The sequence below is a fragment of the Paenibacillus thalictri genome, from assembly GCF_004307995.1.
GTDB classification, from domain to species: domain Bacteria; phylum Bacillota; class Bacilli; order Paenibacillales; family NBRC-103111; genus Paenibacillus_AF; species Paenibacillus_AF thalictri.
On sequence record NZ_SIRE01000008.1, the window covers coordinates 73,005 to 97,473 of the forward strand.

Sequence of the window (24,469 nt, forward strand, 5' to 3'; positions counted from 1 at the left end):
GCTTCATGGCCGTGGCTAAACAAAGTCCATGCAAAGACTGCTCGGAAACGATAGTGGTCCCGCCGGAAAAAGTTGCCGCCATGCTGCAAATGCTCATGGACTCGCGGCAGGTAGAACTCGCCGACGAGGAAACAAGCGGCAAGCGGCTTGCCCAATGCATTAGCTGCGAAGGTTATGCGCACGGAGGAACGTGCAAATATTGCGGCTGCCTTGTACAAATTCGCACCAAAATCAAGGATAGGGCGTGCCCCTATCCTTTTAACCCCAGATGGTGAGAGCGGGAGACGTAATCGATGATCGATATCGGCATTAGGCTGGATGAGCAGGTAGGGCGTATCAATCCCAACATTTACGGGCACTTTATCGAGCATTTGGGCGGGGTTGTCTACGACGGCATATGGGTGGGGGAAGACGCGGGCATTCCCCATATCAACGGCTTCAGGCAGGAGCTTGCGGAGAAGCTGAAAGCCATTAAACCGCCCGTCATCCGCTGGCCGGGCGGATGCTTTGCCGAGACGTACAACTGGAGGGACGGCATCGGACTGCGCGAGCGGCGGCCTGTCACCGTCAATTGGTGGTACATGAAGGACGGAAAGCTCGAATCGAACCATGTCGGCACCCACGAGTTTATCGAGTTTTGCCGGCTTGTGGACGCTGAGCCTTATTTTGCGGTAAACGCGACGACAACCACCGTACTGGAAGCGAGAAATTGGATCGAATACTGCAACATGCCGCAGGGGACGACCACTCTGGCACTAGAGAGAGAAAAGAATGGAAGCGCGGAGCCGTTCAATGTGAAATATTGGGGACTCGGCAACGAAAACTGGGGCGGCGGGGGCTGCATGACCCCTGAAGATTACTGCCATATATACAGAAAATACGGCATAATCAGCAAAAGCGTTGGGCCTGAGCTGCAATTTATCGCCTGTGGGCCTTACGAGGGCATTCCGGAATGGACGGAAAAGTTTTTTTACAAATATAAGGAAATGTATACGGTGGGGCGGGTTGCCCCGATGTATGGTTACTCGCTTCATTATTATGTGACAAACACCGGGCAGATGGGAACGGAGCTGGAATATACCGATGCCCAATGGTATGAAATGATGCGTGTAGGCATGGACATGGAGCCGTTTATCCAATCGCAATTTGAGATGCTTCAAGCTGCGCTTCCCGGGGCCGATGTCGGATTGATCGTCGACGAGTGGGGCGTGTGGCATCAGCTCCACGGCAGGCATCCGCTGCCGGGCCGCTATTTATTCGAACAGCCGAGTACAATGCGCGAAGCGGTATTGGCGGCGCTTTCGTTGAACATCTTCAACAATCAATGCGACAAGGTGGTGATGGCCAACATCGCCCAGCTTGTCAACTGCATTCATTCGTTGTTTCTGGCCAAAGGCGATGCCTGTGTGGCAACGACAAGTTATTATGTGTTTGATATGTTTCAAGCCCATCAGGAAGCGGTATGTCTGAAAACGGAGATCGGCGGCCAACCGATCACCTATTCGCTGGATGGCATGACGTATGACATGCCTGGCATTTCCTGCTCCGCATCGCTCAAAGACGGCAATCTGGCAATTACGCTCGCTAACATCGCGTTGGATGAAGACCAGCCGGTGAAGTTGAGTCTGTATGGCGGGGAGTATGAAGGCGAAGGGAGTATGGTCGTATTGGCGTCTTCCAACCCCAGGGACGGCAACTCCTTCGAGGAGCCGTATAAAGTGACACCGTCCGAACAGCTTCTGTGGGCGGTTGGACAGGAACTGACGGTGACGATCCCTAAGGCGTCGGTTGTATTGTTGAAGCTCCCGGTTGCAAGCAAACCATAAATATCCAAATATTGACTAGCCACATGTTCTGCTATAAAATATTTATACATGTATAAGGCGATGGAGTTCGCCTTAACCGCCGAGAGCTAATGACTCCTACCAGTTTGTTTTGTGCTGGTAGGAGTTTATTTTTTCAGGAAAGGACGCTGGAGATGGATGTCATTGCGCTGGTGATTGGAGGATTCATCGGGACGATATTGAGGTATGGGCTGGGGAACATCATACCGGCGTCGCCCGACGGATTTCCGCTTGGGATTTTGCTGATTAACCTTGCAGGATGCTTTTTCTTGGGCTGGTTTTTTACAGGGGCAACGCTGCGTTGGAGGCTCCGGCCTGAAATCAGGTTAGGCCTGGGAACCGGTGTCACCGGAGCTTTTACGACCTTCTCTACGTTTTCGGTCCAATCGGTGGATCTGATTCAGAGCGCGCATTATGTTGCGGCCGCGATCTACGTGCTGCTCAGCGTTGTGGGCGGACTCATTTTAACATTTGCCGGCAGTAAATTGGCGGCTTCGCAAAGAAAGGGGCAAACGTCATGATATGGCTCATCGGACTTGGCGGCGTTGCGGGCACGCTTTCCCGGTATTACGCAGGAAAATGGATCAGCGCCAAAACCGGTTCTCATTATCCTTGGGGAACCTGGTTCATCAACATTAGCGGTTCGTTCATTCTGGGCATCCTGTTCGCGCTTTATGCGAGGCACGAAATTCCGGATCTCGTCTGGACGGTGGCCGGAACCGGTTTTTGCGGCGGCTATACGACGTTTTCCACATTTGGTTACGAAACGATCCAGCTCGTCCAGAAGGGAGAGCGGAGAAAAGCGGTCATCTACGTGGTATCTTCCGTAGCGGTCGGGATCTTGTTTGCTTTCATCGGCATGAAGCTCGCTTGAGGTGAGCATGACGAGACGGCTGCAATTGTTGGGGCTCCGGCGAATAACATCTTTATTAAGGCCCAAGAAACGGAACGAATGTTCTGCTCTTGGGTTATTGCTGTTTGAAGACATTTGTTCAAGGCGAAAATCTGATAGGCAAAACCGAAAAAATGAGCGTGCGGCGGATATGAACCCCTCTACAATAGAGATAGACGAGGCGTGATACTTTTGATACTTATAGCCCGGATGCTGCAAAGGAGGAGGAGTGGTAAAGCAACGTTTGAAAACAGCCTAATTGAAAGCGTTTACTGAAGAAAACAATTTTGTTATTCATGCCCATGAAAGTAATTATAAAACGATGATACGGAGGAATATCCAATGCTTACCCATACGAGGAGTGTAAAACATCGCGTTTTTGAAGTTTGGCGCAGTCCCGGCCGCTTTACGAAAAACCCCGATCTCATCCGGCTGCCGTCCGGCCGGCTCATGCTTGTATATTGCGACAACGACGCTCACTGGTCGCTGGAAACGCAGATCATTACCTTGCTGGCCAGCGATGACGACGGCCAAACCTGGTTTAAACATCGTGAAATCGACCGCGCCGATTTGCGCAAAGGCGACGAACGTCTTGTCACGCCTCGGCTCAGCCAGCTAAACGACGGAAGGCTGGTTATTCTCATCGACCACGACGATTTCGGACATTTTCACGAAGACCAGCCTTCGGGCAACTGGGTATATTGGAGCGAAGATGACGGAGAGACATGGACGACGTATCGGGAAACCGGCATTTCCGGCTTTGAGCCGGACCGGATGATGGATTTGCCGGACGGCCGATTAGCTGTCGTGTCCCATGTCATGCGGGGCGATTCGCAGGAATTTGCGGTTATTTTATCCTGCTCGGACGACGGCGGCAGCACCTGGTACGAACAAGCGACGATTGCCCACGACGGGCTGCACCGCTTTTGCGAAGGCGCACTTGTAGTGCTTAACGGCGGCAAAGAATTGGCCTGCATCATGCGCGAGAATCATTCCGCGGGTATTCCTTGTTTTGCCGCATTTTCGCGGGATCACGGCGTATCTTGGACCACGCCGCAGATGATGCCGTTTTCGCTGCACCGGCCTTATGCCAAGCAGCTTGCGGACGGCCGCGTGCTGGTGACGGGACGGCAGGTGAGCGGGGGGCTGGGCACCTACGGCTGGTGCGGCGATTTCCATAAAGAGGCGGGTTCGTACGCGATTGGCGGACCACGCCGCAAGTATGCGGCGGAGCTGTCTGCGGAAGCGCTAACGATCATCAATCAGCCCGATCACGAATGCCGCTACACGCTGCTGCCCCCGGAATCGTCTAAAAGCGAAGTTGTGTTTCAAGCGGAGGTAAAGATCGAAGCGGATACGGACGAGGCGGTAGCGTATATGGCCGTATCCCGTCTTCGCGGGATCCGCGGCCCGATTGTTTTATACATCGGGCGCAATTGGATCGCCTTAACGACGCACACCGTTGATTTCCGCAAACCCGTCGATATGTCGGATTACCGTAAGCTGACGATTCATCATCGCCGTGGGCTGCTGACAGTCCAGGTCGACGGGGAAACCATTATTAATTCCTGCGTGTTCTGGGAGGCGGACCGGCTTGGCAACTTCCACGGGGGAGGCGATTTGGCTGCGCGCACCGGATTTGGACAGCTGGGCGATACCGGCAAGAGCTGCTGGCGTGAACTCAGCTACAAGGTGACCAATCCGACGCTGCCGCAAATGAACTGGCGCTGGCGGGCGGCCGACGTATTGTGGCCTGACGCGTACCAGCGGGAGAGAATGATCGAAATTCATGCCAACCATCCCGATCAAAAACCTTGGCCGGATCATGGCTATTCCTCTTGGCTGGAGCTGCCGGACGGCCGGATCATGTTTGTCGATTACACCAATCAAGGCGACGAACCGCATAAAAGCCATCTGGTCGGCGTTTATTTGCATGCTGAGGACTATGCATAACGAGCCATAACGTACCATACGGCTGCGCATGCTGGCTGTGTGTGGGCATGCCGTTTCCATAGTGGGATGGTGCGCGGAAAAGGGACTGCTTCGGGTCGAATTTACGACCGCTGAAGGGTCTCTTTTTTTGCTGCAACCGATTTGAGTTTCGAAAATATTTGGTATACTGGTAGTATGAAACAACACGATCGGATTGTAGCGGAGCGTATATTTATATATCAATCGGGGCATATGATTAGTTTCTTTTGACAACGCTTACATTTGTGAGGGGGGAAAGGGCATGTTCTCATTATTGGCTCGAAGTATTGCGGAATGGTCAGGCAAAATCAAGCGACGCAAGTTTTTGCTCCGGTTAATTTCGTCTATTTTGCTGCTGGCCGCCGTGCCGAACCTAACGTTTGGCATCATCGCCTATTTTAACGTCACCAAGACATTCGAGCATGAAACAAGCGCTGCGAACGCTAAATATTTGCAGCAAAGCATGAACGCCTTGGAGCTGGTCATTCAGCAAATCACGGAAAATTGCCAGCAGCTGGCGCTAAATCCGGCGTTTCGCAATTTCGAGGCGTTTCCGAACGGCACGTATTACGAAAGCTTAAACGGCACCCTGCCGGAGCAGGACTTGCCGGCGCTGTATTCGTATATCGACAACAAAACCACCGCCATCCAAAGCATCGAATATTTCAAGTTGTCCAACGAATTTGTCGATTCCGTCTATTATTACGACAGCAATAAAAACCTGGTGCTGATGATTAAGGACGAAAATACGTTCAAGCAATATTCGCTGGAAAGCTTTTTCGATAAACAATGGTACGGCGTATTGACAAGCGGAACGGAATCTCCGATCATTCTGGATCCGCGGATGGCCATGCAGTTCAACCATCAGAGCAAACGGGTGCTGACTTTGCTGTTCCGCACAAATCAGGACGACAACGCTTTTATTATTAATCTGGACGCCGCACTTATCTATCACCATATCATCAACCGGCTGAACGATAAGGAAAGCTTGGCTGTGTTGTCCGGCGGCGAAGCCGTCTTGTTCGCCACGGAGCAGGAGGCGTTCGCCCAAACGGTGAAAAGCGCTTTGTCGGGAAAACATTTGCAAGGCTCAAACGGATTTATCCGCTCGGAGGTGAACGGGGAACGCAATCTTGTGACTTATGTTCACTCCGACAAACTTCATTGGACATTTGTAGATATGATCAACCTGAACCAGTTGTTTGTCAGCACCGCGTATTTGCGCAAAGTGATTGTGTATTCGCTTGCGCTGCTGCTCGGTTTATCGGTGCTGCTGACGTTTATCGCTTCCAATCGGCTCTACCGGCCGATTTCGCGGATTCAGGCGCTTATGCGCGCGCAATGGGGGAGAATCGGAGAGACGTGGAAAGACGAGCTGCATTCTATCGGGGATGCGCTGCGCCAATCGTTCGACGAACGCGACCAGTTCCGCCGGCGCCTGGAAGAAAGTTTGCCTTATTATATCGAGCAGTTCAAAAATCAGCTGCTGCGCCAGCCGGCCGAAGCCAGCGGTGCGCTGCAGGAGAAATTCGCCGATTTGCACATTCCCCTTGAGGTGAGCGAGCTGGGGCTTTTGCTGCTGACGTTTGAGGAGCGTCACCCCGATGCTGCCGCCGACCCGGTCAGCGAATCCCCGTGGGAGATGGTCAGGCTGCTTCATGAATTAAAGCGCAGCTCACTTGCGAATATGCCGCATATGACTGTGGATACGGGGAACCGGCATTTGGCGATTGTCATCAATACCGGGAAAGAGGAAATGCATCGCGTCTTTGCGCTGGGAGCGGAATTGATCGAAATACTGGAGATCAACTTCGCGGCCCCGATTACCGTCGGCGTCGGACGTCACTGCCCGTCGGTCGGCGATTTGCCGAGAGCGTTCGAGGAAGCTTCGGAAGCTTTGCGGTTCCGGCTGCTGCACGGCTGCGGCCAAGTGATTTACATCGGCGATATCGGGCTTGACGGCAGCAATGCTTCGGACGAAATATTTTCCAAGAAACGGGAAGAGCGGCTTATCGGTTACGTGAAGACGGGGGACGCTGCGCGGGCCAAAGAAGTGGTCGGAGAGCTGATGGAGGCGTGGCTTGTCAACAAACACCGGCTGCATTATACGCACATTCAATTTGAGTTTTTTAAAGTAATTACCGGGGTGCTGAGTACGCTGCAGCAAAGCAGCGTCGATATGGCGCGGTTTATCCGCTCCGATCCGTACCGCGAGGTAATGAAGCTGGAATCGATGGATCAGCTCGCCGCTTGGTCCGATGGATTTCTGCAATCCGCCGCCGACTGCATCGGAGAAGAGATGAACCGCAAGGACAATCAGCACGTGTCCAAAGTGATCGGCATTCTCGAACGGGAGCACGGCTCGGATTTATCGCTGCCGCTTGTTTCCGAAATGCTCAATTTGAACCCGGCTTACGTGAGCCGGTTGTTCAAGCAGTACACGGGGAAATCGTTCACCGAATATTTGACCGAGGTGCGGATCGAGAAAAGCAAGGAACTGCTGCAGCAAACGGAATTAAAAGTAAACGAGGTGGGCAGCAAGGTCGGATATCACAATACGTATTATTTTATCAAAGTGTTTAAGGAGCATGCAGGCATGACGCCGGGGGAATACAAACGAATATTCGGGCTTTGATTTCAAAAAAAGGATCGGAATCTAATAAATAGATGACATCTCATAAGTTTATTATGCAATCTCAAATTTTTATTATCGTAAAGCGCTTTCAGCGGTGCTATGTTGGTAGCAAGGACGCGCTGGTTACGTCACTTGCCGCGTTTGGATACTTTGGCGTAAGGAGGGTTTGGTATGTTAAAAAGGAGGTCATCTTTGCTTTTGCCGGTCACTTCTTTTCTGCTTTTGTCTTCCGCCGCTTGCAGCAGCGGGGCCGGCTCCGTTCAATCGCCGCCTGCGGCCGATAGCGGAAAAGCTGCACAACCCGCCGCAGCTCCTGCGGCGGCGCCGAAAATTACGATTTATCAAAACGGGGGTTCAAATCTGGGGGCCCGTCCGGAAGGAAGTACGCCGGATGCGCTGAGCGCTATGAAGAAGCTGTACAAAGACAAGCTGAACATCGATGCGGACGCCATCGTGCCGCCGCAGGGGGCCGACGCCGCCAAGCAGAAGCTGAACCTGATGCTGGGTTCCAGCGAAAATCTGGATATTTTTCAAGGGAACTGGGACGATTACGCTTCCAAGGGAGCCATCCTGCCTTTGAACGATCTTCTGGACAAATACGGCCAGGATATCAAGAAGGCTTGGTCCGAGGATGCATGGGCCAACATGAAGGACAACAAGGGCAACATCTGGGGGATTCCCCGCGCGGTGCCAACCGTGGCTTATCCGGTGTGGGTGCGCAGCGATTGGATGAAGAAGCTGAACCAGCCGATGCCCAAGACGCTGGACGAGTTTGAAAAAGTGATGCAGGCGTTTAAGGACAACGATCCCGACGGCAACGGAAAAGCCGATACGATTCCGCTGATGACCGATTTGCTTGGCTTGCGTTATGCTTTTACCGGCGGATTTGTCGACGGCGGCTACGGGAATTGGCTTGATCCGGCGGATAACAAAATCAAACCGGTGGAGCTGGCTCCGGGTTACAAAGATTTTGTCGTGAAAATGGCCGACTGGTATCAGAAAGGTTTCATCTATAAAGAAGCGTTTGGCAAATTCGATCCGATGGAGCTGCTGAAAACGGGGCGTGTGGGCGCTTCGTCAGCCTGGTATTCGCGTGTCACCATTATGTGGCCGCAGGTCCAAAGCAATTTCCCCGGAGCCGACTACGATATCGTGCGCAATATGACAGGTCCGAAAGGGAAAATCCAGACGATCAACGCCGGCAGCACCAGCGCGGTGCTCATTACGAAAAAATCCAAAAACCCCGAAGCGGCGATGAAGTTTATCAACTACCAATACCAAGATAACCCCGCCAATGCCATCACCGCCAAATTCGGCGCAAACTGGAAGTACACCGACGCTCAGAAATTCAATGTGCAGCTGCTGGATAAAGATGTGTTATATGCCGGAGAATACGCCGTTTCGCTGGGACTCGCCACCGAGACGAAATATGTGATCGAAAGTCCGACCGGAGCCAAACATGCCAACTATTTGAACAAGGAAATCCTCCAACTCGATACCGCCAAAGAACCGATCGATCTGAACATCGTGTACAACAAAGATGAGATGACCAAAAACATTCCGAACATCAACGATTTAACCCGCCTGCGCGACGAAGAAACGGTGAAATTTATTACCGGCGCAAGACCGATCGCCGACTGGGACAAATTTATCGACCAGTTAAACAAAGCCGGACTCGACAAATGGATTGACGAATATACCCGCCAATACAAGCAGTTGAAAAAATAAGCAGCTGAAATTAAACCAAGATGATATCTGCAAGCCGGCTGGTTTCGCGCTGTACAACGCTGCGCTAGCCGCTTGCAGCTTCCGCACGCCTCTTAACGCTTAACGAACGGAGGAGGAACTTTGCCCAATTTGCCTGTCACCCCGCTTACCGCTGCGGCGCTGCCCCGGCGGCGGCGCCGATGGAGCGCGATTTGGTCGCACCGCTTTTATTTTTATTTGATTTTGCCGGGGATTCTTTATTTCTTCGTGATCGATTATTTGCCGATGTTTGGTATCATCATTGCTTTTAAAGACATTTCCCCTTTTGAGGGGGTTACCGGTATTTTGACAGCGCCTTGGGTTGGTCTGGAGCATTTCCGCAACTTCTGGAACTCTTATTTTTTCTGGAACGTGATGCGTAATACGCTGCTAATCAGCATTTACAAGCTCGTTTTCGGGTTTCCCGCTGCCATTGTGCTGGCTTTACTGCTCAACGAGATAAGGAACACGGTATTCAAGCGGCTGGTTCAGACCATTTCCTACTTGCCGCATTTTATTTCCAACGTGGTGGTAGCGGGGCTTGTAATGATGTTATTGTCCACGGATAGCGGTTTACTGAATGCGATTATTATTGCTTTCGGAGGCGAGCCGATTTTTTTCTTGGGCGAACCGGGCTATTTTCGCAGCGTGCTGGTCACTTCTCATGTATGGCAAAGCATCGGCTGGGGCAGCATCCTGTATTTGGCGGCAATGGCGAGCATTGACCCGGGATTGTATGAAGCCGCCATTATTGACGGCGCCGGCAGGTTCCGGCAGGCGCTTCATGTCACGTTGCCCGGAATTTCGCACATAATCGTGCTGCTGCTCATTTATTCAATCGGCGGTTTGCTGAACGCCGGCTTCGAGCAAATTTTGCTGTTGTATTCGCCGCCCGTCTATGACGTCTCGGACATAATCGATACTTACGTGTACCGCGAAGGTTTGACCAACATGAAATATTCGTTTGTTACGGCGGTTGGTCTGTTTAAAAATGTGCTGGCGATGATCTTGATTCTTGGAGCCAATTATATCGCCAAACGTTTTAACCATACGGGAATATGGTGAGGAGGGGGAGGACTTCATGAGCATTCGAAACCGCAGCGCCGGCGAAAAAGTATTTGATACCGCAAATGTGCTGATGCTGACATTACTGTCGCTGGCCTTCGTTATACCTTTCCTGTCCGTGCTGTCAACCTCCTTTATCAGTGCGGAAGAATCGCTGAAACGCGGCGCGTTTGTGCTGATCCCGCATCAAATCAGCTTGGACGCCTACAGCATGCTGCTTCATCGTGGGACGATTATCCTGAACGCTTACCAGATCACTTTGTTCCGCGTCATTGTCGGCACCTTGCTCAGCTTATCATTTACCGCTTCCTTGGCTTACGGCTTGGCGCGCAGAACGCTGCCCGGCCGGAATATATGGGTGCTGTTTATTTTTATTACGATGATTTTTCACGGCGGGCTGGTGCCTCAATATATGCTGTTTAATTTTCTCGGCCTGAAGAACAGCATATGGGTGCTGGTTATTCCGGGGATGATCAGCGCTTGGAATTTGTTTATTATGCGCAATTTTTTTCTCGCTTTGCCTACCGAAATTGAAGAGTCGGCCGTTGTTGACGGCGCGAAGCCGGCGCAAATTTTGTGGAAAATTGTCATTCCTTTGTCGATGCCGGCGATGGCTACGATTGGGCTGTTTTATTCCGTTTATTTCTGGAATGAATGGTTTTCGGCGTCGATTTATATCGACGATGCGCAGAAGCTGCCGATTCAAGTCATTATGCGCAATATTTTGCAGGCCGGTACGATCACCGATGAAAATATCGAATTTATCGAGCACCCGCCGCCAGCGGATACGATCAAATCGGCGATTGTAATCATCAGCACGGTGCCGATTTTGTTTGTGTATCCGTTTATACAGCGGTATTTTGTCAAAGGGGTGTTAATCGGTTCGGTGAAAGGGTGAGTTTGGCTTGAACATCTTATATCTCGATCTGGACGCCTTGCGTCCGGATCATCTGGGATGCGGCGGGTATAAACGCAATACGTCCCCGCATCTTGACCGCATCGCCCGGCAGGGTGTGATGTTTACGAACTGCTATTGCTCCGATGCGCCGTGCGCCCCTTCGCGGACGGCGTTGATGAGCGGGATGCACGGCATCCACTCCGGCGTTGTCGGCCATGGCGGCACTAATGGGGATATGCGTACGGAAGGGCGGGAGCGGCGTTTTCGCACCCGGCTTTATGCGGAAAGCCTGCCCGGTTTTTTACGTTCGCATGGTTATTATACCGCTTCGATCAGCTCGTTTGCCGAACGCCACAGCGCTTATTCTTTTTACGCGGGATTTAACGAGGTGCGCAATACCGGCAAAAACGGCATGGAATCCGCGGACGAAGTCGCTCCGGTTGTGCTCGATTGGCTGCAGGCCAATAACAAGCGGGAACGCTGGTTTTTGCACGTCAATTTTTGGGATGTTCATATGCCGGCGCGGGCGCCGGAGTCGTTTGGCAGTCCGCTTGACGGGGACGCGCTGCCCGAATGGCTTAGCGAAGAAAAGCTTAATGCACAGCTTGCGATGACAGGGCTGCAAATGCCGCAGGAAAAGGAAAGGGCATTTCGCAATTACGCAAATGGCGGCTTGTTTGGCGCTGCCGGGCAAGTGAACCCGCCTTACCCGCGCAATCCTCAGCATATTCGCACGCTGGATGATGTGAGACAAATTGTTGATGGCTACGATTGCGGTATCCGCTATATGGACGAGCAGATCGGACGTATGTTGACGGCGCTGGAAGCGATGGGGCTGATGGAGGAGACGGCGATTATCGTCAGCGCCGATCACGGCGAAAACTTGGGCGAGTTGGGCGTATACGGCGACCATATTACGGCCGATCAAGCAACGATGCATATTCCGCTGATCTTTAAATGGCCGGGCGCCCGCCAAGGCGAGACCAGGCACGGGCTGCATTTGCATCTCGATTTGCTGCCGACGCTTGCGGAGCTGCTTGGCGTCCAGCCTCCGCAGGGTGCAGAAGGAATCAGCTATGCCGGGGCGTTATTTGGCGAAGACGATCCGGGAAGGGACTACGCTGTGCTGAGCCAATGCGCCGGTACGTGCCAGCGCAGCGTGCGCTTTGGCGATTGGCTGTACATTCGTACGTATCACGACGGCTACAACCCGTTTCCGCGGGAAATGCTGTTTTACTTGGCGGAGGACCCGCATGAAGAGCGTAATGCCGCCGATTCCAGACCGGACATCGTACTTGAAGCGGTCAGGATGCTGGATTCGTGGAACGAACAGATGATGAAGACAATGCCGTACGGATATGATGCCGACCCGCTGTGGACCGTGATTCGTGAGGGAGGCCCATCCCATGCGCGCGGAGCGCTGCCCGGATTGCTGGAGCGGTTGCGTGAACGGGGGGAGACGGCACAAGCCGAGCAATTGGCGGCGAAATACCGCTAAAGTTGAAAGGACGGTGAATGAGATGGATGGAAAATCGTTAAAACAAGCGCTGCGCAGCGGGCAAACCGTATACGGTACGTTGGTTGTGTCCACATTTCCGAAATGGCCGCAGGAGATGAGGTCGCTCGGACTCGATTTTGTGTTTATCGACACGGAGCACATTGCGATCGACCGATTGGAGTTAAGCTGGATGTGCCAGACGTTCCGTTCAATGGACATCGCGCCGGTTGTCAGAATTCCCGCGCCGGATCCCTACATGGCTACGATGGCGTTGGACGGCGGGGCTGCAGGTATTGTCGCGCCATATGTGGAGACGGTGGAGCAGGTGCAGGCTTTGCGGGGAGCGGTCAAGCTGCGGCCTCTAAAGGGTGAAAAGCTGCAGCGCGTGTTGGACGGCCGGGCGCCAATGGAAGATGAGCTGCGATCTTATGTGGAAGAGCGCAACGCCGACAACGTACTGATTGTCAATATTGAAAGCGGGCCGGCCATAGAGCAATTAGATAAAATTGTGCGGGTGCCGGATTTGGACGGCGTGCTGATCGGACCACACGACTTATCCTGCAGTTTGGGCGTACCCGAACAGTATCGCCATCCGGTATTTGATAGGGCAGTACGCACCATCCTTGGTAAAGCAAGGGCCGCAGGCATTGGTGCGGGGCTGCATTATTGGGCGGGAATGGATCAGCAGATCGCCTGGGCGAAGGATGCCGGAATGAATATGATCGTGCACAAAGCCGATATTATCAGCTTTATCGAGCAGATGGGCAAGGAAATCGGCGAATTAAAGGCAGCGCTTGGCGGCAGCAGCGACCGCAATGTGAACGATATTACGATCTAATATCCATAAAATAAAGAAGGGAAGCGCATAGTATGTCAACGACATCCTGCAGCGAACCGAATCTGCTCAAAACCGACCTGTTTACCGCCGGAGAAGACGGCTATATTTTGTACCGCAACCCGTGTCTCGGCGTAAACGGCAACGGCGTCATCCACGTCTTCTGCGAAGCGCGCAAAGAAGGGCCGTCCAGCGATTGGGCGGAGTCCGCTCTGGTGATGCGGCGCAGTCTGGACAACGGAGTGACGTGGGAACCGAAGGTGACGCTCAGCCACAACCCGTCCGGTCCCACCCACAACGCGGTAGCCATACCGGACAAAGACGAACCTGCCGTGCTGCATGTGCTGTACGGCCACGATTACAATCGGGTGTTTTACATCAAAACCGCCGATGATGGAGCTAGCTTTTCCGAACCTATCGATATTACGTATGTATTCGAACGATTTCGCAGCGAATACGATTGGAAGGTGATCGCAACCGGCATCGGCCACGGCATTCAGCTGGAGCCAAGCGGCCGCTTGCTTGTTCCGGTATGGTTGTCGCTCGGCGTCTACGGCGGCCGCCACCGTCCGTCCGTCGTATCGGTGATATATAGCGACGATGGCGGATTGACCTGGAACCGCGGAGAAATATTGTCGGACTATATCGTCAATCCGAGCGAAACCCAAGCCGTCCAGCTGGCCGACGGTTCCGTGCTGCTGAACATCCGCAACGAATCGCCGCTGCGTCGCCGGGCCTACGCAATCAGCAAAGACGGCGTGCGCCGCTGGTCGGAACCGCAGTTTGACTCCGGGTTGTACGAACCGATCTGCTGCGGCAGTATTGTAAGGTATACGCTTGGTCGCCGGGACGGGAAGGACCGAATTTTGTTCTGTAACCCGGACCCGCCCGAGAAGCTGCCCGAACGCGCCGACAGCATCAAAAACCGCCATCACCTGACCGTCAAGCTGAGTTATGATGAATGTCGCACTTGGTCGGTATCCAAGGTGCTTGAGGAAGGCATTTCCGGTTATTCGGATTTGGCCGTCGGCCGGGACCAGACGATATTGTGCGCTTACAATCGCGGCACGTCAAACGGCCATCCGTTTTTTAAAAAGCATGTTTGTGTGGCACGGTTTAATCTGGAGTGGCTTACGGACGGCAGAGACCGGCTGCGCGATAATTAAGCGAATAACTAAAATGAAGCCGGGCATCTTAGGGGTCCGGCTTTTTCATTTTACAAAAAGAGGGCGGACGGGGGAGCCGTTGTGCAGGTAAAGCCAGCGCGATGGAGCATAAGCCGTAAACGTTTTTCCTTTTGTTGACAGCTTCGCTTGACGAGCAGCGCTATGTTTCAATATAATTCAATTAGTTGATTGAATAATTAAGAAAAGGTGGTCCGCTTTGAGTCAAGAGATATCGGCGAGAGATTTTAAAGACGATTTGTACCGGCAATTTGCCCGGGTCGGCAAGTGTCTGTCCAGCGATAAACGGCTGGAACTGATGCATTTATTATCCCAAGGCCCGAAGTCGGTCGAGAAGCTGGCTCAAGCGACTGACATGAGCCTTGCCAACGTTTCGCGCCATCTGCAAGTTTTGCTGGACGCCAACCTGGTGAAATTCAGCAAAAAAGGAACGTTTGTCATCTACACATTGGCGAATCCTGACATTTCCATATTTTTGACGTCGCTATGGCGTATCTGCGAATCCCAGCTTGCGGACATCACACGCATCAAGTCGGATTTTATGAACCGCTACCAAGATTTGGAGAGCCTCTCTCTTCATGAGGTGCTTCAAAAAATGGAAGAGGGCAGCATTGTGCTGCTGGATGTACGTCCGATCGATGAATTTGCTGCCGGTCATATTCCGGGAGCTATATCCGTTCCATTGAAGGATTTGGATCATTATCTTCAGAATCTTCCCAGGGATACACGAATTGCGGCGTATTGCCACGGCCCTTATTGCGTGTATGCCGCTCAGGCCGTGGAGAAAATTCAGCATGAAGGATTTGAAGCATTCCGATTGGAAGAAGGTGTGAGTGAATGGCAGGAATACAACAAACAACATCATTAAACCCGATTTATTTGGATTACAACGCGAGTACCCCGATTGCTCCTGAAGTGTTGGAAGCAATGATGCCGTATTTACAAAATCATTACGGCAATCCTTCATCGTCCCATTGGGCTGCCGCCACGCTAAAAGAGGCGATTGAATCGGCGCGTGAGCGCATCGCTTGCGCTTTGGGGGCCGCATCGCATGAAATCGTATTTACAAGCGGCGGCACGGAAGCCAACAACTACGCGCTGAAAGGCGTATATTATGCTCAGAAGCATCGCGGAAACCACATCATTACGACAACAATCGAACACCCTGCGATTTTAAATCCGTGCGCGTTTCTGGAGACGCTTGGAGCCGAGGTGACTTATGTCAAAGTGGATGCCTTGGGACGTGTTTCGCCGGAGGATATTCAGCGTGCGATCCGCAAAGAGACCATCCTGATTTCGGTCATGCACGCCAACAGTGAAGTTGGCACGCTTCAGCCTATTGAAGAGATCGCTCATATTGCCAAACGGCACGGCATATTGTTCCATACGGACGCCGCTCAGTCGGTCGGTAAAGTTCCCGTACGCGTCCATTCGTTAGGTGTCGATTTATTGTCCGTTGCGGGCCATAAATTGTATGCACCCAAAGGGATCGGCGCGCTCTACATACGACAAGGCACGGAAGTTGCTCCCATTGTGCATGGTGCGGGTCACGAATTGGGACGGCGGGCAGGCACCGAAAATGTGCCTTACATCGTTGGGCTGGGCAAAGCCGCGGAGCTGGCGGCGGAACATGCGGAGAAACAAACCGTGCGGCTGCATAAGGAAACATTAAAAGAAGGATTGTTCGCAGCATTCGGCGAACGCGTGCGTTTTAACGGCGATTTGGAGCTAAGCTTGCCCAATACGTTAAATGTCAGCTTTTTGGGCAAGCAAGGTCAGGACATCCTTAATCATTTTCCGGAAATAGCGGCGTCTACCGGTTCGGCTTGTCATGCCGGCAATACGACACTGTCCCCGGTCTTGCGTGCCATGGGATTAAGCGACTACGAAGGGTTAGGGGCCATCCGCTTTAGCTTGGGCCGCTATACAACAAACGAAGAGATTCAGACGGTACTGTCATTATTTCAAGAGCGGAGCCATCTGTTCATTTAACCGGGGACTTGCCTAGCTATTTCGTCCATGCGTATATACGCCTCCTGCTGCCGCGGCTTATGTTTGACTGCGGGAATCTTTTCAGGGGGCGTTGTACCGGCTTTTTGCTAGATCAAATGGCTGTTACCGGATTTCAATATCCCTAGTAAAATTATTCAATTGATTAGTATAATATAAAAAGGAGAGTGAGAGACACGGATGCAGCTTCATTCCATGAAGGTTGAACAGGGCAGGGGCGTTCCAGATCAAGTGAGAACTTACGCGGAGTCCCTGGAGAAGCTGCGGCAGCTCCACAAAAAAACGTTAGTTATTGTGGTTTTGTCGCAAATGTTTGGCGGCGCCGGTCTTGCAGCGGGCGTAACGGTAGGCGCTCTGCTTGCGCAGCAAATGCTCGGCACGGACAGCTTTGCCGGGGTTCCGGCGGCGCTGTTTACATTAGGATCCGCGGCTGCGGCGCTGGCGGTCGGCCGGCTCTCGCAGAAGTTCGGCCGCCGGGCCGGATTGGCGGCAGGGTTTCTAACAGGCAGCTTAGGTGCGGTAGGCATCGTTATCGCGTCCGTGCTGAATTCGCTGCCCTTGCTTTTTCTGGCTTTATTGATTTATGGAGCCGGTACGGCCACCAATTTGCAGGCACGTTATGCCGGTACGGACTTGGCGCTGCCTACGCAGCGGGCAAAAGCGATCAGCACCGCCATGGTGTTTACGACGTTTGGCGCGGTGGCCGGTCCGAATCTTGTTGATGTGATGGGGCGCGTCGCCGCCGCGATGAGTATCCCGCCGCTAGCCGGACCGTTCTTATTGGCTGCAGCCGCATATCTGCTGGCCGGACTGGTGCTGCTGTTTTTCCTGCGGCCCGATCCATTGATCGTGGCTAAAGCTGTTGCCGAAAATATGCCTATAGAAGAAAACACGGTCAATACAAGCGCTCAAACGGCAAGCATTCGCAAGTCGGGCCTATTCGTCGGCGCGTCAGTGATGGTACTCACACAAATTGTGATGGTGGCGATTATGACGATGACCCCAGTCCATATGAAGCATAACGGGCATGGGATGAGCGAGGTCGGAATCGTGATCGGAATTCATATTGCGGCGATGTATTTGCCGTCTCTTGTAACCGGTTATCTCGTTGATAAGTACGGACGCACGCCGATGTCTTATGCATCCGGCATTACGCTGCTGCTCGCCGGTATGCTTGCCGCGTGGGCTCCGCACGATTCGATGGTACTGCTTGTTTGCGCATTGGCGCTGCTTGGCTTGGGTTGGAATTTCGGTTTGATTAGCGGTACGGCAACGATTGTGGATGCGACGCCGGCGAGCGTTCGGGCCAAAACGCAAGGAACAATTGACGTGCTGATTGCATTAGCCGGTGCGTCCGGCGGAGCCATGTCCGGGATCGTAGCCGCGCAGACCAGCTACTCGACGTTGTCTCTTGCCGGCGGATTTCTGTCCTTGCTGCTGATTCCGGTTGTTATTTGGAAGCGTGAGCGCAGAAAGAATTAACTTGGTCGTACATTCCGGTGCGCTCGCTTTCATTGCGGTTAGTGTTCTCGGTAGGGTCGATCCGGCGTTTCAGCCGGTTTTATCGATATTCCTTTTCCTTTTTCACTCATTGTACTTCGTTAAGATTTAAACACATACACATCTATGTAACCATTTGTGACGAAAAAGGAGCCGATCGGATATGTTGGTAGCCCTTGTCGATAATGAGCCGCTTAGAGAGAAAATGGAGGTATTGTTGTATGACGAAATGTGGAAACCTCTAGGCATGGGCAGGGAATCGAGAAAAGCGCTCTCTATGGAAGGTGAGGAAATCGGCTTTGCTTGTGTGGAGGATGAGGAGGTTCTCGGTGCCATGGTCCTATTCCTCAACGGAACGCTGGCGGAAATTCGTTTTGCAGCGGTTTCCGCTCAAGCGCGGAATAAAGGGATCGGACGCCGTTTATGGGAAGAGGTTGCGGCTTACGTAGAGCGACATACCGGCATCGATACGGTCGAACTCCACTCCCGAAACAACGCAATTGAATTCTGGAGCCGTCTCGGATTTCAAGAAGCTTCTCCGTGGCTGGACCATAGATTATATGAACCGCATGGCATTCGCTTTAAGAAGATGAAATACGTATTGCGTTCATAAATGATTGCTGCACTAACGGCGAATTGTTGGAATTTTGCAGGCGGTCAGCGTATGGGATCAGGGATTGCCGCTTGGAACCTGGGCGTGCTCCCGCTGTATATCGTAAGATCATTCGAACACCTTCAAGAGATTGCGTCCATATCGCCAGGTATGGAAACGGCCTTGAGGGTGTTTTTGCGTTGTGTACGTAAAAAAATGCCCCCACGAAGTAAAGAGAGGCTTCTTTTTGCGTTATTTGATAACGATTACAATGAAGAAAAGCTCCTGCCGAACCTTTTGAGGCTGAGCGGCCGCATTGTGCGGAAGCTTATCGGCGAATCAGAACGGTTCAGCTCTGCTGATAAGGTATATATTCTGATTCTGCAACAATGAGGAGTATAATGAAAACTATCTGAAGGGGGAATTAGCTTGAAACGTTTTACAACGATCGCAGCAGCACTGCTTTTGACACCGGCTTTGGTTTTAACCGGATGTGGCGCATCGGGGGATAAAGGAGCTTCGCCAGCGGGCGGAGACAAGGCTCAAACCGAGGCTAAGAAGGAGATGGTCACGATTAAGGTGGCCGGCTTCAGCGATTTTTTCAAAGGCGACGATAGTCCGGGTATGAAGGTCGTCAAAGATTTTAACGACAAATACAAAGGGCAAATCAACGTCGTTGTGCAGTATATGCCTACGTCCCAATACAGTACCGCGATTCAGGCCGCGATTGCAAGCAACGATCTGCCTGACATCTTTTTGACTCCGCAAGGGATGGATTTGCGCCAGATCGTCAAAAGCGGCTGGGCTAAACCACTCGACGAATATGTGTCGAAAAACTTCAAGGACCGTTTTACAACCGGCTCGTTTGAAGACGGGGTCAACGTTTTTGAAGGTAAAACGTACAGCTGGCCGCTCGGCGGGCAAAACATGCGCTCCATGCTGTATTACAACAAAAAAGTAATGAGAGACGCGGGTCTCGATCCGAACAAACCGCCAAAAACATGGGACGAGCTGCGGCAAATGTCCAAAGTGATTGCCGATAAAGGCAAAGGCGACGTGTACGGCCTTATCTTCCCGGGCGGAGAACCGATCCCGATGGATCAGGTGGTCATGGGGCTGACGGCCAGCGCGATTCCGACCCACGGCGATCTGCCTGGCTTTAATCTGAAAACAGGCAAATATGTGTTTGATTCCAAAGAATGGACCGATGCGGTCAAACTGCTGCAAGCGATGAAAAAAGACGGATCGATTTTGCCTTCCTCTTATTCGTTGAAAGCTCCGGAAGCGACAGTGCTGTTCGGGGAAAACAAAGCGGCGTTTTTCATTGACGCCCGTTACCGGATGTGGCAGGTTAAACGCGACGTGCCAAACGCAGAGTTTGACATGTCCCCGGTTCCGCAGCAGGATGGCAAAGAGCCTTTCTACGGGTATACATTAGCCAGCCGTGCCGGATATATGATTTCTTCCAACTCCAAGCATCCGGAAGTAGCCGGTAAATTTATCGACGAAGCATTTGCGTCGAAAGAGTTTTTCAAGAGCACGCTGCAAAGCGGTGTCAGCATGACGCCAATCGATGAATTAAACAAGGACAAGTCGCTGTATCCGTATCCGGAGTTTAACACGTTCTACAACTTGCATATGACGGAGATGAGACTGGGTCCGAGCACAACAAAGCGGAATCCGAATACGGCAAACGTGATCGCCGAATTGGGGGAAATGCGCCAATCGAAAATCAAACCGATCTTCGGCGACCTGCTGATTACGCTGCTGATGGAAGATAAGGGCAATGTGGACTCGGTGCTGAAGGACTACAACAGCAAATTAAATGCGGGATTGCAGGCGGCGATCGATAAAGTGAATAAATCCGGCGCCGAAGTCAGCTTGAACGATTTTACATTCCCGAACTGGGATCCGGCCAAAGATTACACGGACGATATGTATAAAGCGCTCAAATAGTTCGTTAGGGGAGGAGGAATGATTCGATGAACGTGTTAGTTATTATGTCCGACGAGCATTCCCACAATGTCATGGGCTGCTCCGGCCATCCGATCGTACGGACCCCCGTATTGGACCGTCTGGCCGAAGAAGGAACGTTATTTACGAACGCTTATACCAACTGTCCGGTATGCACGCCGGCACGGGCCAGCTTTTTTACGGGCCGTTATGTTCACGAGCTCGGAACGTGGGATAACGCAACTCCCTATGACGGCAAAATCAAAGGGATGTCCCAGCATTTGGCCCAACACGGACAAACGATGCACAGTATCGGCAAGCTGGACCTGCATCCGGACGGGCAATACGACGGTCTGGATGCAAGCCGGGCCGGGCACCGCAGCCGTATTGACCTCGGGGCGTTTTTCCGGGAAACGGGCGAGCCGAAACCATTGGTTGAGGAAAGATACCGGCGGATCGGCATCCGCGACGGGCAAAGCAATGATGGGCGTGTGCTGGATGAAACGGTGCAGTGGTTAAAGCAGCGTGCTGCCAATCAGCAGCAGGACGCTGAGCAGCCTTGGTTTTTATACGTCGGTTTCTCGCATCCGCATTTTCCGTTTTATGTAAAACAAGAATATTGGGAATACTACGAAAAACTTGTGCAGGATGTGCCGGAATTTCTAAACAGGCCGTTTACCGAGTTAAACGAACCGCTGCAAGCGATGAGGCATTATTTCAGGTCCGACGTGGTGGACGAGGAAACGATCCGGCGTATGCATATCGGGTATTATGCGCTTGTCAACGAGTTGGACGACAACATCGGAACGATTATTCGCACCTTGCAGGAGGAAGGGCTGTACGACGATACGCTGATCATTTATACCAGCGATCACGGCGAACAGCTTGGACGGCATGGGCTGTGGTTCAAGTGCAGCATGTACGAGGAAACCTCCAATGTCCCGCTGATCGTCAAAGGTCCGCGTGTGGCGCATAGCGGCATAATCGAGCAGCCGGTTTCACTTGTCGATATTTTCCCGACCGTATGCGATGGACTTGAGGTGCCGGTTCCGCAAGATGTGCCGGGCAGATCGCTGCTGCAGCTGACGGGCGGAGAACAAGATGAAACGCGCAATGATTTTGCGTTCAGTGAATACCACGGTCACGGCATGCCTGTCGGCATGTATATGATCCGCTGGCAGCGATGGAAATACGTTCATTTTACCGGCGGAGTCGAACCGCAGTTGTTCGACTTGGAGCAGGACCCGGCTGAGATGCACAATCTCGCGGCAGATCCGGATATGCCGCCGTCGCTGCAGGAAGTGCTAAAGCAATGTTACAGCAGGCTGATCAGCGTATGCGATCCGGAAGCGGTGGAAGAGCGGGCCAAGGCGTTTCAAGCGAAAACAAAACAGGAGCTGGGCATCGAGTCCTTTAGTGTCGGCGACCCCGCGTCCAGCGGTTATGTGGACATGAAGTTCAAAGTCCCGCATCCCGAATACAGTCTTACGCAGAAACAGTCATAACTCATCCGGAACTCGTTTATGCAGTCTCGCACTGGAGCCATGATAGCTTAATCCAAAATAATATAACATCAAGAGGACAGCCGCTTTTGCTAGGGCTGTCCTTCTTTAGCTTCGTTTTTGATAGCAGGGGAAAGAGTATTCGTCATGTTGCCAGGCACATAGCGGAACTAAGAATTGGCATTGTCACTGGGCACATAGCTGAACAAAGGGCTGGGTACGGGATGGAGAAGCGGCAGCGTCCGCTTTTAAATTCAAGGCCCGACCGCTCCTATCTAATCATAGGGCCATGAATTTAATTGGCGGTCGGAATCCCGTACCCAGCCCCTCAAGTGCGTCGCAGTAGCTCATAAGCACGTACCTAGCCCTCCTAGCCTTCCCAGCGCGCAACAGTAACTAATGGTAACTCATGGCACAGTCTCTTCCCGCTCCATAACCATTCATGTAAAAGTAAAAAATTTACCCCTTTAGGTAAAGAGCGACTGCCTTAATGAAAGGACTGATAGCGATTACAATAAGAATATGACCAGGAGGGATGCACATATGGAACCAAACAAAAGGGGAGTCGGAAAAATAAGCAGAAACCGCAAAAAAAAGCTGCTGTTTTGTTATTTGTTTATTTTGCCGCAGCTGGCGCTTTTTCTTGCCTTTACCATTTATCCGATCATCATGAGTTATGTGTACAGCTTTTTTAATTGGAACGGGTACGGTTCACTGCAGGAATTTGTCGGCTTCGCCAACTACATGGAGACGATCGCCGATCCGTTTTTTTGGAACGCCTTCAAAAACAGCTTTCTTTTTATGTTTTTTGTTGTACTGATTCAAGTGCCGCTGGCGCTGCTCATTGCGATTTTGCTCAACTCCAAGTGGCTGAAAGGGGCGACCTTCTACCGGACGATTTACTTTTTGCCGGTGGTGACGACAACAGCCGTAATCGGGCTGGTGATGCGGTTTATTTTCGGCGTATACAAAGGGCTTGTCAATGAACTGCTGATTACGGCGGGCATTATCGACAAACCGATCGATTGGCTCGGCTCTTTGGATACGGCGATGCTGGTCATCATTATGGTAGGCATCTGGAAAACATTTGGCATGAAAATGGTCTATTGGCTTGCTGCCCTGCAATCTTTGCCCAAAGAGCTGTTCGAAGCGGCCAAAGTCGACGGCGCAAATATGTGGCAAACGTTCCGTTTCGTGATGCTGCCGCTCCTGCTGCCTGTAGGCAGCGTGATCGTGCTGTTGTCTTCGGTAAACGCACTTCACGTATTTGACTTGGTGAAGTCGATGACCAACGGGGGGCCGGCTTTTCACACCGATATGGTCGATTTGTACATCTACCGGTACGCCTTTGAAGGCGGCGGCATGCCAAGAGCCGGTTTTGCGTCAGCAGCGGGTGTTGTGTACGGCTTCGCGATTTTGCTCGTATCGTTAATTCTCGGGCTTATCGTGAAAAAAACCGGAGGCAAACAAGCGTCGCACTAAAAAGGGGGTTATGACATGAGTTTATCCAGACAAACAAAAGCGGCGCTGCGTTGGTGCGTTCATCTCGTGCTGATCGGCGTTGGCATCATCTGGGTGTATCCGTTTGTATGGATGATTACATCTTCATTAAAAACAAATGCGGAATACATCTCCAAAGGGTATAAATTTCTGCCGGACAAATTTCAATTTGCGAATTACGTCCGGGCATGGGAAACCGCCAAATTTTCCACGTATTTTGTCAACACGGTGATCGTTTCGGTATTTGTGGTGGCCATCGTGGTCGCCGTATGCGCGATGACCGGATATGTGTTAGGCCGCTACCGGTTTCCGGGCAGGATATTGTTTATGTCGGTCATAACTGCTACGATGTTTATGCCTAAAGGATATACGATTATCCCGATTTATTTTTTGATTAATTTATTAGGGCTTAACAATACGTTGGCCGGTGTCATTTTGGCGGAAGTCGGCGGCGCTCACGTGCTGTTCATTCTGCTGTTCACTGCGCATTTCAGCGGCATCCCGAAAGAGCTGGAAGAAGCGTCGGAAATCGACGGCAGCGGATTTTTTCGCACTTTCGTGCAAATTATGCTGCCGCTGTCCAAGCCGATTTTGGCGACAACATGTATATTGCAATTTATGTGGGCATGGAATTCGTTCTTATTGCCGCTTATATTTACTTTAAGCAAGCCGGAGCTGCGGACGCTGGGCGTCGGCATGTACCAGTTCGTAGGGGAGTTCAGCGTGGACTGGACGGGCATGGCCGCGGCGGCCAGCATCTCCTTGCTGCCGATTATCGCCATATTTATCGCCTTTCAGCGGTATTTCGTGGAAGGAGTCGCCGGCTCTGTGAAAGGTTAAACGT

At 52.1% G+C, this 24,469-nt stretch carries 21 protein-coding genes and 1 riboswitch; all 21 genes read left to right on the plus strand.

Annotated features, from left to right (window positions below):
- Positions 1 to 11 precede the first annotated feature (11 nt).
- The 21 genes from EYB31_RS12180 (at position 12) to EYB31_RS12280 (ending at position 24,465) form a co-directional block, all read left to right on the plus strand.
- Positions 12 to 275: a DUF6171 family protein gene (locus EYB31_RS12180; protein WP_131013611.1), complete on the plus strand. Its 264-nt coding sequence runs from the start codon at positions 12 to 14 to the stop codon at positions 273 to 275.
- Positions 276 to 293: 18 nt separating this feature from the next.
- Positions 294 to 1,826, plus strand: a complete 1,533-nt coding sequence (locus tag EYB31_RS12185; protein WP_131013612.1) for an alpha-N-arabinofuranosidase — start codon at positions 294 to 296, stop codon at positions 1,824 to 1,826.
- A 47-nt stretch (positions 1,827 to 1,873) separates the two neighbouring features.
- Positions 1,874 to 1,932: riboswitch (Fluoride riboswitch) on the plus strand.
- Positions 1,933 to 1,978: 46 nt separating this feature from the next.
- Entirely contained in the window at positions 1,979 to 2,365 is a 387-nt protein-coding gene (crcB, locus tag EYB31_RS12190) for a fluoride efflux transporter CrcB (protein ID WP_131013613.1), read from the plus strand.
- Positions 2,362 to 2,718 (plus strand): fluoride efflux transporter CrcB, encoded by a 357-nt coding sequence (gene crcB, locus EYB31_RS12195; RefSeq protein WP_131013614.1) that lies wholly within the window; start codon positions 2,362 to 2,364, stop codon positions 2,716 to 2,718. Before crcB (EYB31_RS12190) ends, crcB (EYB31_RS12195) begins: the two co-directional genes overlap by 4 nt.
- A 360-nt stretch (positions 2,719 to 3,078) precedes the next feature.
- Positions 3,079 to 4,689 (plus strand): sialidase family protein, encoded by a 1,611-nt coding sequence (locus tag EYB31_RS12200; protein WP_131013615.1) that lies wholly within the window; start codon positions 3,079 to 3,081, stop codon positions 4,687 to 4,689.
- A 280-nt stretch (positions 4,690 to 4,969) separates the two neighbouring features.
- Complete coding sequence (locus EYB31_RS12205; protein WP_131013616.1) at positions 4,970 to 7,342, plus strand: helix-turn-helix domain-containing protein; 2,373 nt, start codon at positions 4,970 to 4,972, stop codon at positions 7,340 to 7,342.
- Positions 7,343 to 7,513: 171 nt separating this feature from the next.
- Positions 7,514 to 9,070, plus strand: coding sequence for an extracellular solute-binding protein (locus EYB31_RS12210; protein ID WP_131013617.1), 1,557 nt, complete (start codon positions 7,514 to 7,516; stop codon positions 9,068 to 9,070).
- Positions 9,071 to 9,190: 120 nt separating this feature from the next.
- Complete coding sequence (locus EYB31_RS12215) at positions 9,191 to 10,153, plus strand: ABC transporter permease (protein WP_240762358.1); 963 nt, start codon at positions 9,191 to 9,193, stop codon at positions 10,151 to 10,153.
- Positions 10,154 to 10,169: 16 nt separating this feature from the next.
- A complete protein-coding gene (locus tag EYB31_RS12220; protein ID WP_131013618.1) occupies positions 10,170 to 11,051 on the plus strand; it encodes a carbohydrate ABC transporter permease in 882 nt (293 codons plus the stop codon).
- A gap of 7 nt (positions 11,052 to 11,058) precedes the next feature.
- A complete protein-coding gene (locus EYB31_RS12225) occupies positions 11,059 to 12,549 on the plus strand; it encodes a sulfatase family protein (RefSeq protein ID WP_131013619.1) in 1,491 nt (496 codons plus the stop codon).
- A gap of 22 nt (positions 12,550 to 12,571) precedes the next feature.
- The gene (locus EYB31_RS12230; protein ID WP_131013620.1) at positions 12,572 to 13,387 is read left to right on the plus strand and encodes an HpcH/HpaI aldolase family protein; all 816 of its coding nucleotides are present in this window, start codon (positions 12,572 to 12,574) and stop codon (positions 13,385 to 13,387) included.
- A 32-nt stretch (positions 13,388 to 13,419) separates the two neighbouring features.
- Positions 13,420 to 14,550, plus strand: a complete 1,131-nt coding sequence (locus EYB31_RS12235; protein ID WP_131013621.1) for a sialidase family protein — start codon at positions 13,420 to 13,422, stop codon at positions 14,548 to 14,550.
- 217 nt (positions 14,551 to 14,767) lie between these two features.
- The gene (locus EYB31_RS12240; RefSeq protein WP_240762360.1) at positions 14,768 to 15,436 is read left to right on the plus strand and encodes an ArsR/SmtB family transcription factor; all 669 of its coding nucleotides are present in this window, start codon (positions 14,768 to 14,770) and stop codon (positions 15,434 to 15,436) included.
- On the plus strand, positions 15,406 to 16,560 hold the full coding sequence (locus tag EYB31_RS12245) for a cysteine desulfurase family protein (RefSeq protein ID WP_131013622.1): 1,155 nt from the start codon (positions 15,406 to 15,408) through the stop codon (positions 16,558 to 16,560). Before EYB31_RS12240 ends, EYB31_RS12245 begins: the two co-directional genes overlap by 31 nt.
- Positions 16,561 to 16,773: 213 nt before the next feature.
- Positions 16,774 to 18,060, plus strand: coding sequence for an MFS transporter (locus tag EYB31_RS12250; RefSeq protein WP_131013623.1), 1,287 nt, complete (start codon positions 16,774 to 16,776; stop codon positions 18,058 to 18,060).
- Between the two features lie 181 nt (positions 18,061 to 18,241).
- The gene (locus EYB31_RS12255; protein ID WP_131013624.1) at positions 18,242 to 18,691 is read left to right on the plus strand and encodes a GNAT family N-acetyltransferase; all 450 of its coding nucleotides are present in this window, start codon (positions 18,242 to 18,244) and stop codon (positions 18,689 to 18,691) included.
- A complete protein-coding gene (locus tag EYB31_RS12260; protein ID WP_131013625.1) occupies positions 18,692 to 19,063 on the plus strand; it encodes a hypothetical protein in 372 nt (123 codons plus the stop codon). It abuts the gene before it with no gap.
- A 36-nt stretch (positions 19,064 to 19,099) separates the two neighbouring features.
- A complete protein-coding gene (locus EYB31_RS12265; protein WP_131013626.1) occupies positions 19,100 to 20,626 on the plus strand; it encodes an ABC transporter substrate-binding protein in 1,527 nt (508 codons plus the stop codon).
- Between the two features lie 26 nt (positions 20,627 to 20,652).
- On the plus strand, positions 20,653 to 22,128 hold the full coding sequence (locus EYB31_RS12270) for a sulfatase family protein (protein WP_131013627.1): 1,476 nt from the start codon (positions 20,653 to 20,655) through the stop codon (positions 22,126 to 22,128).
- 540 nt (positions 22,129 to 22,668) lie between these two features.
- Positions 22,669 to 23,607, plus strand: coding sequence for a carbohydrate ABC transporter permease (locus EYB31_RS12275; RefSeq protein WP_240762362.1), 939 nt, complete (start codon positions 22,669 to 22,671; stop codon positions 23,605 to 23,607).
- 15 nt (positions 23,608 to 23,622) lie between these two features.
- The gene (locus EYB31_RS12280) at positions 23,623 to 24,465 is read left to right on the plus strand and encodes a carbohydrate ABC transporter permease (protein ID WP_131013629.1); all 843 of its coding nucleotides are present in this window, start codon (positions 23,623 to 23,625) and stop codon (positions 24,463 to 24,465) included.
- Positions 24,466 to 24,469: the final 4 nt, after the last annotated feature.